The 13,286-nt window shown below is 39.5% G+C and carries 16 protein-coding genes; 1 reads left to right on the top strand and 15 read right to left on the bottom strand.

Annotated elements, in window-relative coordinates; all coding sequences use genetic code 11:
• Positions 1–71 precede the first annotated feature (71 nt).
• Positions 72–1,808: a T9SS type A sorting domain-containing protein gene (locus tag ACULLH_RS04535; protein ID WP_454087537.1), complete on the top strand. Its 1,737-nt coding sequence runs from the start codon at positions 72–74 to the stop codon at positions 1,806–1,808.
• Positions 1,809–1,853: 45 nt separating this feature from the next.
• Here the strand turns inward: ACULLH_RS04535 and ACULLH_RS04530 are convergent, their stop codons facing one another.
• The 15 genes from ACULLH_RS04530 to ACULLH_RS04460 all read right to left on the bottom strand — a co-directional run bounded on the left by ACULLH_RS04530 (position 1,854) and on the right by ACULLH_RS04460 (position 13,242).
• Complete coding sequence (locus ACULLH_RS04530; protein ID WP_454087536.1) at positions 1,854–2,156, bottom strand: STAS domain-containing protein; 303 nt, start codon at positions 2,154–2,156, stop codon at positions 1,854–1,856.
• Between the two features lie 106 nt (positions 2,157–2,262).
• On the bottom strand, positions 2,263–2,973 hold the full coding sequence (locus ACULLH_RS04525; protein ID WP_454087535.1) for a LytR/AlgR family response regulator transcription factor: 711 nt from the start codon (positions 2,971–2,973) through the stop codon (positions 2,263–2,265).
• 1 nt (position 2,974) lies between these two features.
• Positions 2,975–3,298, bottom strand: a complete 324-nt coding sequence (locus ACULLH_RS04520) for an Hpt domain-containing protein (RefSeq protein WP_454087534.1) — start codon at positions 3,296–3,298, stop codon at positions 2,975–2,977.
• The gene (locus ACULLH_RS04515) at positions 3,291–4,349 is read right to left on the bottom strand and encodes a sensor histidine kinase (protein WP_454087533.1); all 1,059 of its coding nucleotides are present in this window, start codon (positions 4,347–4,349) and stop codon (positions 3,291–3,293) included. Before ACULLH_RS04515 ends, ACULLH_RS04520 begins: the two co-directional genes overlap by 8 nt.
• Positions 4,350–5,477, bottom strand: a complete 1,128-nt coding sequence (locus ACULLH_RS04510) for an FIST signal transduction protein (protein WP_454087532.1) — start codon at positions 5,475–5,477, stop codon at positions 4,350–4,352.
• The gene (locus ACULLH_RS04505; RefSeq protein WP_454087531.1) at positions 5,474–7,894 is read right to left on the bottom strand and encodes a PAS domain S-box protein; all 2,421 of its coding nucleotides are present in this window, start codon (positions 7,892–7,894) and stop codon (positions 5,474–5,476) included. The genes ACULLH_RS04510 and ACULLH_RS04505 overlap by 4 nt, the downstream gene beginning before the upstream one ends.
• The gene (locus ACULLH_RS04500) at positions 7,848–8,390 is read right to left on the bottom strand and encodes a heme NO-binding domain-containing protein (RefSeq protein WP_454087530.1); all 543 of its coding nucleotides are present in this window, start codon (positions 8,388–8,390) and stop codon (positions 7,848–7,850) included. The genes ACULLH_RS04505 and ACULLH_RS04500 overlap by 47 nt, the downstream gene beginning before the upstream one ends.
• Before the next feature lie 77 nt (positions 8,391–8,467).
• On the bottom strand, positions 8,468–8,866 hold the full coding sequence (locus tag ACULLH_RS04495; protein ID WP_454087529.1) for a response regulator: 399 nt from the start codon (positions 8,864–8,866) through the stop codon (positions 8,468–8,470).
• Positions 8,867–9,000: 134 nt separating this feature from the next.
• Positions 9,001–9,357, bottom strand: coding sequence for an MmcQ/YjbR family DNA-binding protein (locus tag ACULLH_RS04490; RefSeq protein ID WP_454087528.1), 357 nt, complete (start codon positions 9,355–9,357; stop codon positions 9,001–9,003).
• Entirely contained in the window at positions 9,354–9,683 is a 330-nt protein-coding gene (locus ACULLH_RS04485) for a Dabb family protein (RefSeq protein WP_454087527.1), read from the bottom strand. Before ACULLH_RS04485 ends, ACULLH_RS04490 begins: the two co-directional genes overlap by 4 nt.
• 83 nt (positions 9,684–9,766) lie before the next feature.
• Positions 9,767–10,390 (bottom strand): DUF4230 domain-containing protein, encoded by a 624-nt coding sequence (locus ACULLH_RS04480; protein ID WP_454087526.1) that lies wholly within the window; start codon positions 10,388–10,390, stop codon positions 9,767–9,769.
• 14 nt (positions 10,391–10,404) lie between these two features.
• Positions 10,405–10,848 carry a DUF1569 domain-containing protein gene (locus tag ACULLH_RS04475; protein ID WP_454087525.1) on the bottom strand — a complete coding sequence of 148 codons (444 nt, stop codon included), beginning with the start codon at positions 10,846–10,848 and terminating at the stop codon, positions 10,405–10,407.
• Between the two features lie 21 nt (positions 10,849–10,869).
• The gene (locus tag ACULLH_RS04470) at positions 10,870–11,619 is read right to left on the bottom strand and encodes a cyclase family protein (protein WP_454087524.1); all 750 of its coding nucleotides are present in this window, start codon (positions 11,617–11,619) and stop codon (positions 10,870–10,872) included.
• Between the two features lie 82 nt (positions 11,620–11,701).
• A complete protein-coding gene (hemW, locus tag ACULLH_RS04465) occupies positions 11,702–12,835 on the bottom strand; it encodes a radical SAM family heme chaperone HemW (RefSeq protein ID WP_454087523.1) in 1,134 nt (377 codons plus the stop codon).
• Between the two features lie 29 nt (positions 12,836–12,864).
• Positions 12,865–13,242: a four helix bundle protein gene (locus ACULLH_RS04460; protein ID WP_454087522.1), complete on the bottom strand. Its 378-nt coding sequence runs from the start codon at positions 13,240–13,242 to the stop codon at positions 12,865–12,867.
• Between the last annotated feature and the right edge of the window lie 44 nt (positions 13,243–13,286).

Raw genomic sequence — 13,286 nt, 5'->3', positions numbered from 1 at the left:
TCAAATCCTACCCAAACCTATCGCTGTGCTTTGGCATTTGAACAAATGCTAACCTTAAACACTATACCATTATGAAGCATAGCGGATTACTTTATGTGTTCCTACTGTGGACATGTTTTACTTTCTCCCAAAATTGCAACTGTGATGTAACATTGACCGGGCTGTCGGCAACTTCTCTCAATCTTGTCTGGGCCTCTCAAACAACCTATTCTCCTGGTGATACTATCTGTATTCCTGCCGGGAATTATGCGGGCATTCGATTCTATGACTTTGAGGGCACCGCTTCACAACCACTTATCATTAAAAATTGTGGTGGAAAAGTGGTTTTGACCGAGAGTGTCTACACTGGGATATCATTCAAGAAAAGTAAATTCATCCGGTTAACGGGAACCGGAGATTCTTCACATACCTATGGTATTGAAATAGCAGGAACAGGGAGCCATGCCGCTGGGGTAAATGTCGAAAATTTTAGTACCGATATCGAAATCGACCATATTGAAATTTCATCCGCTGGGTTTGCCGGAATTATGGCCAAAACTGACCCTTATTGCAACGATCCCGATACCTGGCGGGCAAATGGTTTTGTTTTGGAAAATCTGGACATTCATCACAACTACATTCACAATACCGGTGGAGAAGGCATCTATGTCGGCTTTACCGGCGGGTATAAGATAAATTCCAATAGAAGCTGCAATGGCACCAAGATTTTTGGGCATTGGTTGGAAAATGTAGACATCCATCACAACATTATTGAGAACGTCGACTGGGACGGAATCCAATTAAACCTGGTAAGGGAGAATGGAAAAATCCGAGACAATTACATCAGCAATTATGGTGTTGACAACGTGTATTACCAGGACTTTGCGATGAGTATAGGCGGCGGAATATTTGAGGTATACAACAATACCATGATCAATGGTTCGAGCGGAAACGGACAAGGTATACAATTTATCAGCGCGGAGAGTGGAACCAAAATCTATAACAATGTTATAGTGCGTCCTGATTTTCATGGAATTTTCATGCACAACCGACATGAGTTCGACGATACAACGGAAGGGTATTATATTTTAAACAATACTATCGTAGAACCAGGGAATTCGGGTACTTTTTACAATACGAAGATTACGGAAACCAACGATCCAACGAAACTTTATACTTCGCAGGACGAGGTGCCTTCCTATTTCGTGAACAACCTGATCGTTGATCCGGGCAACGATTACGAAGGGGGAAACACCTGGAAACAAAATCACGAAAGCTATTTTGATTTTAACGACAGGTCAGCGCGGGACAGTTTGTTATCCAATATCTATTCCAACATTATGACGCGCCAAATGGATACTTTGGGATTAACCGATATTTTAAATGATGATTATAGTCCCAGTTCGCAAACATCAGATGTTGTCGACGCTGGTTCCGACGTCTCATCGTGGGGAGTAAGCTTTGATGCGGAAAATGAAACAAGACCATCTGGGACTACCTTTGATATTGGCGCTTACGAATACCAAGTTTCAGGCGGTACTCCCTTGAGAGTAAGGATTCCGGACGAACCCGAATTGATAGATGAACTTCCCAAAAAGTTTAAGGCAACGGTTTTTTATCCCAATCCAACCAGATCAGCCTTTTACCTGAACAATCAGGAAATGAAAAACCCAACAATTCAAATTATCAACTTGGATGGAAAGGTAATGTATGAAGGCAAATACCGTATGGGAACACCTTTTAACGTGGAAGGGTATCGCGCTGGACTTTATTTTATCAAAGTAATATCAGAAGAAAAGTCTGAAACCCATCGACTCATAATCAGGTAAGGAGAAAATTGGGCACCCCAATTATAGGATGCCCATGTTCTGACGTTATATTCTATCTGGACTTAGTATATAATTTGTCTTGGTAGCATTAAGGATTTCCATGACATTGGTGTTTTGTCTACCAATCAATGAGACCACTTTGTTTTGTCGCGCCGATTTTTGGTAAAGTTTCTCAAAAAAGTGTGCAGCTGCAGAATCCAATACAGTAACTTTTTCAAGGCTGACCACCACATTTTCATGTTTTTCCAGGATATGATCAAAATACGAGTTCAAAGCCCCGACATGTTGCGTGGTTACTTTTCCAAGAATTTCAAAAATCCCTCTGTTTTCCTTAATTTCCAATGACATATGCTAAAAGTTTTAGTTGGTTATATCCTATCCATTAACATTTTCAAAAAGTGCTCGTATATATAACGTAAAACAAATGTTAAATTGTAGTATTTTTCCTTCTTTTTTATAAAAGATTCAATCGCTGCATTAATTCAGGTCTGTTTGATCGGCTTATCGGAATAACACTTCGCTCAATCAATACACTATTGTCCTGAATATCTATTATTTGGGTAAAGTTGATAATGAATGACCGGTGTATTTGCAAAAACCGGGATTGAGGCAGTTTTTCCTTGATTTTTTTTAATGTGGAATGGACTCGATATCGTTTATCCAGTGTTTTGATCTCAATATAGTCGCCCTGCGCCTCTATAAGAAGTATATCCCTAAATTTTAGCTTTATGAGTCTGCGGTCAATGTTGATGTAGAGATCTTCATCTTCTGCCTGCACCAATTGGTTTTCCATTTGTTCATCTGCAGCTTGTTTTAAAGCGCTTTTTAATTTGGCCACACATTTTTGAAAACGTTCCTGGGTTATCGGTTTGACCAAATAATCCACTATAAATTCATAACCATAGGCTTCTATGGCAAAATCCTTATCCGAAGTGGTCAATACAATTTTTGGTGGATTATTGACCGTTTCGATAAAATCAACACCTGTAAGTTTGGGCATATGGATATCCAAAAAGATCAAGTCCACACTCTTATGCTTCAAAAACTTCAAAGCTTCCAATGCATTTGGGAATTCTGCCACCACCTCCATTTCAGGAATAGTCTTGCACAATTCCATAACTATGGCCCGTGCACTCGCTTCGTCATCTACTATTATACACCTCATCTTAAGCTATTTTTAAAATGAATTCTTCCACCGACTGTAAAATATCTTCAAACTCATCCTTGAGTTTCGTATCTCCGTACTTCAGGTCCTCTTCGTACTTCACGGCCAATTTGTACCCTCCGGTCAATCCAAGAATGCCTAATTTGTGCTTTATTTTGTGCACAATCTTTGCAGACTCCTCCAAATTGTCACTTTCCAGGGTTTCCAGATAATCGCTTTTTTCCTTGGGAAATTCAGTTTGAATGATCGTCAAGAATTTCTTTTCGAAATCCTCGTTCCCACCTGAAATTTCCTTTATATAATCTAGATTGGGTTGCTCAGCCATTGGGGTTATTTTTAATTGTAAAAAAGAAGGTGGTACCCATGCCCTCAGCCGAGGACAACCAGATATCTCCTTTGTAATAATTTATAATTTTCTTTACCAGCGCAAGTCCAATTCCGGTTGCCCCGGAATTGTTTTCCAGCTTTTTGAACATTCCGAAAATTCCTGTCTGCAAATGCTTGGGAATTCCCTTTCCATTGTCACTAACGCTGAAAAGCCAGCCGTCGAATTCCTCTTTCACATCAATCATGATACAACCATCTTCTTTTTCTTCGGTGGCTGTTATGGCATTTGTGATCAGGTTTTTAAACAGCTGTTCTATTCGGTATTTGCCCGTGAACAGTATGGGCAGGTTCTTGCTCTTTTTTATGACCACGTTCGATGGCACATAAATGGTCCGTTCAATTTCAGCAATAAGATCCTGCAGGTTCACCGTAGATGCATTCTCTTGAATGGAATCTATGGTAGAATGTCTTAAAATACCGTCAATCAAACTGTCCATTTTAGCCAGGTTCTGAAAAATCAACTGCACATTTTCCTTGCTATTCTCCTTAAAGCTTTCTTGCCCATCCTCAAATACCCAACTCACTAATGAGTGAACATTTCGAATTGGGGATTTAAGGTCATGTGATACCATATGGGCATAGTTGTTCAAGGACTCATTCTGTTGTTCCAGATTCCTGAGGAGCATATCTTTTTCCGCTGTCATCTCCACAAGCTTATGCGCCTGTTTCTCAATATCCTCCACCAATTTTTGCGGATTAAAGTCAATGCTTCCGTTGATTCGGTCCGAGGTTTTATCCTGCATGGAAGCGACCGCCTTGCTCAAAGACTCCAAAACTTTGCGCTGGCTGTCGGCCTCCTTGTTCAAACGTAGGTTCGCTGCGTATAATTCTTCTGAACTTAAAGACGTCGCCCGTTGAATCATCTTCAGTTTTTGGTCAAAATCTGAATATGACTTATTAACGGATTCAAAGAACACCTCCAATTCGGAGTTGTCCCACAATTCCTTGGGTAAAAACTTCTTTATTTGTCTTTTAAGCAGCGAATGCATTTACTCACTCAATAATGTTAGTGTCATGGTTTGATTGTGCAGTTGACACTCGTTTTTCCCAGCGAATGGTGCCATTTCACCATAGGAATAGAACCCAGTAATCTTCGCTTGGTTTCCAATAATATCGGCTACCTCCTCTATCTCATCTTCCGTACGCTGGTCCAGTACCAGTTTTCTTCCTACGCAGCTCACCAATATGGCAAGCTCAGGCTTACTTTTCCTATCGCGCATGGCCAATTCAGCCGCGTTGGACGCTCCTTCCGCGATATCATCCATTGTGGACATCATTAACTGAACTTTGGAGTTCAAAGGAACATCTCCAGCTAGAATCATGGAGTTTGCATCCTCATCAATATTTAAGATGGTTCTTACCAACGGTTCTGATTCATCATTTTGCTGTACGGTCAATGGATATAAAAGAGCGGCTTGTGGTAGTTCGGCTGCCTTATCACCAAGATACTTCTTGTACAGGTCAAGTGCCGGTTTACCATCTATCTCGTACAATACGTTTCCTTCAGACTTGGTAATGGTTCTCTCAGGTCCAAATGGAGTCCATCCGCCAAAATTGGCATACGACACTTCTAAATCCTCTCCATAGAAACCTATGGCCACTACCTCCCCTTGCTTGGGATTTTCGTTGTATGAAGTCAAGGTTTTTTCAAATCGAGCGCCGTCTCCACATAAGCCTCCTGTTATTGAAGCATCAAATCCATCAGCGGATTCCAGGCCATCTATCAATCCACTTCCATTTACGAAGCTACCATCTGAAACAATGAACATATGGTTTAAATTTTTAGCGTTGAATTGATTGGAAATGGCCAGTCCCATTTTTTCAATATCCACAAAATCCGATACATTTTCACTCACGATTTCGAATTTGGTACGTTCAAACTCTATCGCCGTTAGGGCAATGCTTTCTTCAAAAACATTGGTTTCTATTATCTCCCCGGAAGTTGACCCAAAAACGAGGTGTCCATCAGGATAAAGTTGTCTTACCTCGTCGAGTAAGCTTTCGGATTCTAACAGGAATCTATCTCCAAAAACCAATACCAATGGTTCTTTTAGGGGTAGATCTTGAATAAATTCCCATTCGCCGTCTTTAAAACGTTTTGCTTGATTTACTTTCATTTTTTCTTGTTTTTAGAATCTTTTTGTAATGTAAAATAGAAGGTTGTGCCTTCGCCAATCTCACTTTCCAACCAAACTTTTCCGTTGTACCTATCAATAATTTTTTTGACAATGGAAAGTCCAATTCCAGTGGAACGTTCGTTATTTCCTATAGATTGAAATATTTGAAAAATCTTTTCGTGATATTCCTTGGGGATTCCTACACCATTATCCTTGATGCTAAATTCCCAGTGGGTCTTATGGTCTTTGTAATCAATCTCCACCAAACCATCCTTTTTATCAATGTTTACCACGGCATTGCTTAAAAAGTTCTGGAACAATTGATGGATTTTGGTCTTGTCCGCTTTTATGGACGGTAATTTTCTCTTGGTTTTAATCTTTACATTTTCAGGGATGTAGATAATCTCCTCGATTTCCTGGATAACCTCGTTCACATCCACAGCTGTATGATCTAAGGTATCGCTGTTGACCGTGGAGTACTTTAAAATTCCTGTGATCAATTTGTCCATCCCCTCGATTTTCTCCTGCATCATCTTAAGATTGTACCTGCCATTTTCATCCAGGGAATCCTTATAATCATCATACAACCAACTGGCCAGTGCACTTACACTTCGCAGTGGGGATTTAAGGTCGTGCGAAACAATATGGGCGTATTCTTGCAAGCCCTTGTTACTTGCTTCGAGTTCCTTCAACAGATTTTCTTTTTGATGCTCAAGATTCTTTTGTTCGGTAATATCCAAATGGATCCCAATCGACCCGATAACCTTTCCTGCATCATCATATCGGGGGGCACCGCTGATCAACCAATATCTTTTTTCTCCATCGGCAACTTTAACTTCCACTTCATAGGAATCTGAAATTCCCTCCTGTCTTTTTTGGTTATGCAGTTCCAATTTCTCCCTGTCCTCTTCTACGATACTTATTGCCTCTTTTGCGTTTTTTCCAATCAGATTATCAGCTGAAAGTCCGATCATATCACTAAAACTTTGGTTGACCATTAAAATGTTTTCATCACTGTCAACCTCAACTAGACCTAGATTCATATTGGCTATTATGCTACTGTATTTTTCCTTTTGTATCTCGAGATTCTTTCTGTAGTTCTTTCTTAAGGTCACATCGTTGTAACTCCACAAGTGTCCTTGATACTCCCCATTGTTGAACAAGGGTATGTAGTCCCGCTCAAAAGTTCGACCATCCAACAGTTCCATTTCGTCTGCTGTGATCACTTCTTTCTTTTTTAGGACCTTATCAATCCTTTTAATCTCGGCTTCGGGCTCCAAGAACATGTTCTTGTATTTATGGATTGATTTTTTACTGTTTATGCCCTTTAAAACATCTGGAGCGACCGGAATACCGAACATGTCACAGAATTTTTGGTTGGCCAGGACAATTTTTCTGTTCTGATCTTCCAACAAAATGCCCGTTTGCAAATTCTTGATAAGTGTGGCCATTCGCTCTTCTGAAGCCCTTAATTTTTCCTCTGAAATTTTTTCGTGGGTTATATCCTCGATCATGGCAACACTGTATTCAATGTCCCCGCTGGAATCCATAAGGGAACTCATGGATGTTTTTCCATATAAGGTGTCACCGTCCTTTTTGTAAAATTTTCGGACAATGGAGAATTTCTTGGAATCATTTTCCAAGCTTTTTTGCACTAGATTTTCATAGAGGTTGCTATCCTCCAATGAGGAAATATCATTGATCGAAAGTTTTTGAAGTTCCAATTCGGTATAGCCTAAAAGATCAACAAAGGATTGATTGGCCTTTATTATTTTATCCTTTACGATCAAGAGAATCCCTAATGAAGAATTTTCAACAATAATGTCCTGCTGCTTTTTTTGGTTTTCCAAGAGCTTTCTTATTTCTACCTCTTGGGTAATATCCCGGATTACTCCTTGCGCTGCTATGGGGCTTCCGTTCTCATTATAAATTAGGCTTGCGTTGATATTTACGTGTTTCTCACCAAGGTTCTTGGTGATGATCCGTGCTGAATAATTTTTCAGAATTCCTACTTGGAGCAGCGTTTTAAAAGATTCTGCTGTATACTCCAAATAATCAGGGTGAACCAAATTGGAAAGATTCACCTCTTCCTTGGTATGGTCATATCCCAAAAACTCTTTAGCAGAAGCGTTCATATTGATAACGTTCGTCATCATGTCCATGACCACGTAGGGATCGATAATATTGATGAAGGCACTATCAATACGATCTCCCTTATTATTCAACAAAGCCTCCAAACGACCGTTGGCTTCCTTAAGGTGCAAAGAAGCGTCATAAAGCTCTTTGGCTTTACTTTCCAATAGGTTTTCGGCCACTTTTCGAGATTTCTTTTCCCGTGCCAGTGCCCGCTTTAGTATGGAAACTTCGTTGCTATCCGTTTTGGACGATTTCGAACCTGACCTCTGTGCCGCTTTCATTCAACAGTTTATATTCAACTTTTACCATTTTCTCGAAATGCTCAAATGTTTTTACGATGAGCCCATGAGCAAGGGCATACAAGCCTCGAGAAGAGCTATAGATCATTTCCAGTGAATTCTCTGTTTTCGAGAGAATCTTGAATCGCGGAAGTTCAGCATCGGGATAGAGTTTTTTCACATGAACATGTATGTGGTCCTCAATACAGTTTAAAAGACCTATGGGACTTTTATAGCTCGATACCACATCAGGGTGCGCCGCTACCAGCCCATTAAACAAATAGTGTCCAAATGAGTACAATAGATTTTGTTGGGAAATACCAGTCGTCCTGCTCAATTCTGACAACAGACTGACCATTTCGTTGAAGCTGTAGGTACCCACAGAAGTATATGCGCCTCCAGAAGGAAGTTCACAATTTTCGATAATGGCATCGACCACTTCCAATCCATAGGTAGTCTCGACCATTTCCAAAAACTCGGTAAAAACAATTCCTTTCATAATAAGAATATTATGATCTAAAAGTAGGAATTGTACTACCTAACTATAAAAATAATGTTGTGAAATACGGTTTTTTGTTAGCCTTTGATCAATTCACTGATTTCCCAGTAGTCAAAAACCTTTTTGAGTTTGGATTCGTAATCCTCGTATTTAAGCGGTTTTATGATGTAACCAGCGATGCCAATTTCAAAACATTTTAAGAGATCCACTCGATTTTCAGATGTGGTCAAAATGATTGTTGGAAGATATCTAAGCCTTTCGTCGTTTTTTATCTGGGTAAGAAATTCTATCCCGCTCATTCGCGGCATATTTAAATCCAAAAGAATGATATCTGGCAACACACCATCCTTTAAGATTTCCCAAGCTTCTTCTCCATTCTTGGCTTCGATAATCTTGTGCTTGGATTCAAACTTTGAAATCGCACGCTGCAACTTCATTGTTTCGATCATGTCATCTTCTATGAATAGCACGTTCATGGCATCATCAATTTAGGATACAAAATTTCAAAATTATATTCAGAAAAGGACTACAAAATAGTTAAATAAAAAAAAACTGTCGATGAATGGCAAAAAAGTTTCGGTGAATTTCAGAGGATTTTTCTTATTATCCTCTATAATGTGTCCAGTTCTTCTTTTAGTTTCTTGGTCAGCCCGGACACCACCAAATCGTATGAATGGTTTACCAGCTCTTTGATTACATCGGGAGGGAGATTATCCAAAAAAAGAGTGTTCCAGTGTTTTTTGCTCATATGGTAACCTGGCGTAATAACTCCATCATACTCCTCGCGAAGCTCAATCGCCCTTTCTGGATCACATTTTAAATTGCACTGTGGTGGAATCCTTTCCAATGGAATCAATGCATACATTTTTCCCATTACTTTAAAGACCAATGTGTGCTCGTCAAAAGGAAACTCTTCGGTAACCCCTTTTTTATGCAAGCAGAAATTCCTTAGTTCCTCAACATTCATTCTTCTATTCCAGACGAATCATACACGATTACCTTTTCCCATAGATCTTTGCATTCTTCAATAAAGACCAAGTGTGCTTCCTCTTTTTGGTAACCTTCCTGGGCTTCTGCAGATTCGAAGGTCACTATTAAGGAATAGGTAAACGAACCATCCACAACCTCACGGGTAGCCACTGGCGGTGTTCCTATAAAATTGGTTTTGGCAAATTTGGAGTTCTCCAGGAACTTCCTAAGCGAAGCTTCAAACTTTGCTCTGTCTGCCTTGTTATCGGGGTCTTTGAACCAAAAGTAAACAGTGTGGGCAAATGCAGAGTCAAAGGTTTTCATAGTATCTGATGTTTGTGCAAAACTGGTTGTTGTGATTATCGCTGTCAATATTAAAGTAATAAATCCCGTTTTCATAATGCTTTTTATTCTTCCAATAATTGTTTTTCTCTATTTGTAATTTCCAGAGCGGAATAATCCAAGGTCCAACCAATGGTCTCAACAATTTTTTCGACCAATAGCACAGCTTGAAGTGCTTCCTTTCTAGCAGTCTGCATAAGACCGCTCTCTGGTATTTTTTGTTTGATGTGTTCTTTGGCTTCTTGATTGACCTTGGTCAAGTCCTCTGAAGAAAAGCTATTGAACAATCCGTTCTTCACATCATAATATTGCAATTCGGGTTCAATGGACAACACCTCGGGTTCCGGAAAATTGGTCAAAATAATTCTTTTGTTCTTGTTATCTGCCTTCAATCCCAATTTCTGAAGGTCATATCCAATATGAGCCTTTGCCTTGACTATGATCAGTGCCTTTTTCTTGCTGCTCAAAAGGTTCATCAATCCGCCCTTGGTATTCTCATAGTGGTAAATCTCGGCAAAATCCCCTTCGACCGAAATCAGTTTGCAAACACTTTTGATCTTGTCCAACAACACTGTGGATTGTTGACTCGTGACCTCCCTGTTTTTCTTTTTTCGAAAGAGGGAAAAGATCCAATACATAAGTATTGCACCAAGTACAAGACCTAAAAAAGCTTCCAATACACTATCCATATCCGTTTACTAATTTATACATTAAATTGCTCCAGGTGATGGTTTAAGTGATATATGGCCGTTTTCTCCCATTTTTCTTTGGATAAATTGCCAAAATAGGGATGCGGGGCAAATTGATAATCCTCGGACAAGTGAACAAACTCAAGAATGAATTTTTTCAATTTTATCTTGTCCTCTTCAAATTCCATTGGCTTTGTCCCCTCTCCCTCTACTTGTCCAAAACCTTTTGGTGAAGGCACTGTTTCACCTCGCTTTGCACGTTCAGTAATTTCCCTTGGGTTTACTTGTCCGTACTCCAGTGCTTTCTTTTGCCCGAATGCCATCCTAAAAAAATCTGTGCAATGGCAAAGCATTTGATGGGCGTTCATTTTACCAAATGAAGGCTGTTCTTCCCTTGACAGATTATCGATCCGTGAAAAGAATCCCTGCATAATCGCTTCGGTGAAAATTTCAGACATATCAGAAACTTATCGGGTGTATCATTTGATAATTTCAAACAAAACTGGTCTGCTTGGGCTGGCATCATTTTCAAAAGGTGCCACCTGAAGGTTTAAGAAGTAGCAACCATCCTCAACCGTATTCGGCACATAAATGAACTCTGTGATGGTAGCTCTGGTTCTGGGCTTACCGGTAGTGTTCCAGAAGGCATTGTGTGCCAAGAGGGCTCCATCGTCCTTTTCCTTATCAACTGATGGAAGATCTATCAACAAGTGTTCTATTTCCTTTTCCACAAGATATTTGGCAGCTTCTTCCAATAAATATGGTGGATTTGTATGGGAATACTGCATGGATCGTTTGTTCTGCATATTCGGAATGGTCCTTATGACCAAGGCCTCCCGTTTTTTATTCCCCAAAGCATATTTTAATTGTTTCTTGGATATCACAAAGTCCTTCCCAAGTCTTTCCGGAGCCACGGTAATCACCTCGGCCAAAAAAAAGAATTGTTTCAGGTTTTGATTTATGGACTGAAAGGCCTCCGTAATATGACCCAAACACTCGGTATGCGTCACATGTGAATGCGGATTGAACCAAATATCATTGAAATTCACCGGTGCGCCTTCGGAAACTTTTCCAATAAAATCCCCCTCTTGATGCGGTGTTATTTTGGGTGCATCCAAGTACCAGGCATTTACATTTTTATCCCCCCCTTCAAGCGGTATGGAAATATCCAAGGGCATTGATAAATCTATTTTGAGGTTTCTGGAATTGTATTTTATACTCGCTATCAAGAATGTAGATATTTGTCATTCCCAACTTGATTGGGAATCTGTTGTACTTGTGGATTCCTGCTTTTGCAGGAATGACAATTTACTACTTTAAATTGATCATGAACAAGTTAGAAGCGATCCCATCCACCAAAAACTTCCCTTTTTGGGTAGCCAATAATTTTCCGTCATCTACAATCAGTAGTTTTTGATCTAAATATTTTTCGGATTGTGTGAGCAAATACTTTGAATATGTTGTTCCAAAATCTTTTTCAATTTTATCAAGCGAAACTCCCCAAATTGTTCGAAGTCCCGTCATCACATATTCATTATATCTATCCTTGGTTGTCAAGGTTTCTGTTTCCTGTGGTACCTCCCCGTTTTCCAAAGCTCGAATATATTTTATGTTGTTCCTGATATTCCAACTTCTGTTTTTCCCATCGAAAGAATGTGCAGACGGACCTATTCCCAAATATTTATTTCCTTGCCAATAGGCAGTATTGTTTTTTGAGAAGAAACCAGGTTTTCCAAAATTGGAAATCTCATAGTTTACAAATCCGTTGTCTTCCAAAATCTCGACCAAAATATCAAACTGTTGCTGGGCCTGTTCGTCATCAACGTCAGGAATTATGCCTTTTTCAATGAACTTTTGGAGCGCTGTTTTGGGTTCCACTGTCAAAGCATAGCTTGAGATATGGGGTAAATCAAAAGCCAGCGCCATGGTAATGTTGGACCTCCATCGGTCATCATCCATTCCAGGGATACCATAGATCAAATCGATTGTGATGTTGTCAAAATACTTTTTTGCTTCCCTAATGCTCTCTTCGGCCTCTTGCGCATTATGGGCCCGGTTCATCAACTTTAAATCCTCGTCATAAAAGGATTGGATTCCTATGCTCAACCGGTTAATGGGGCTTTTTGATAATCGGATAATTTGTTCTTTGGACAAATCATCGGGATTGGCCTCCAGCGTGATTTCAGGATATTCAACTACATCATAATTATGGTATACCGTATGAATAAGGTTTTCTATCTCCTCAATTTCCAAAACTGAAGGAGTTCCACCTCCAAAATAAATGGTTTCAACGGTCTCGGAGGCAAACTCATCCTTCCGCAGCTCCATTTCTTTTTTAAGCGCATTAACCATTTCTTCTCTCTTCCCCAGCTGGGTCGAAAAATGAAAATCGCAGTAGTGACAGGCTTGTTTGCAAAATGGCACATGGATGTAGATTCCTCCCATTGTTAAGTAAAAAGTGAACAGCCTAAGCTTTAGGTATAGTTCTTTTTTGAACCAAACTTACTTGGATTGTTAATCATATAATGTATTAATTTTCCTATTTCCAAATTTCGTGATAATAGCTCTTTAAAAACAATTTCATCTATATAACCACATGCTAAAGAAAATTGTAACCATCCTCGGGTTTCGAGATTTTCCGCATCTGAGTCCGTCAACTTGCTTATAAAGTGTTTTTGATATCTTCTTTTCCCATAGGCCTCAGCAATATTAATTGCAACGCTTCGAGAAGAACGCCTAATTTGGTCCGTTAATGAATAAATCTCCTCTTTTGGATATGATTTAGACAGCTCAAAAATTTCCATAGCAAGGTCAAATGATTTTTGATAAGCCAATAATTCATCATATTTCATGGTTAAGCTTTTAAGATTTGGGATATTGTTCACTTTTTACTTTT

It is taken from the genome of Flagellimonas sp. 2504JD4-2 (genome assembly GCF_053642935.1).
The sequence above is the reverse complement of the archived record's forward strand: the minus strand, read 5'-3'. Positions and strand labels throughout refer to the sequence as shown.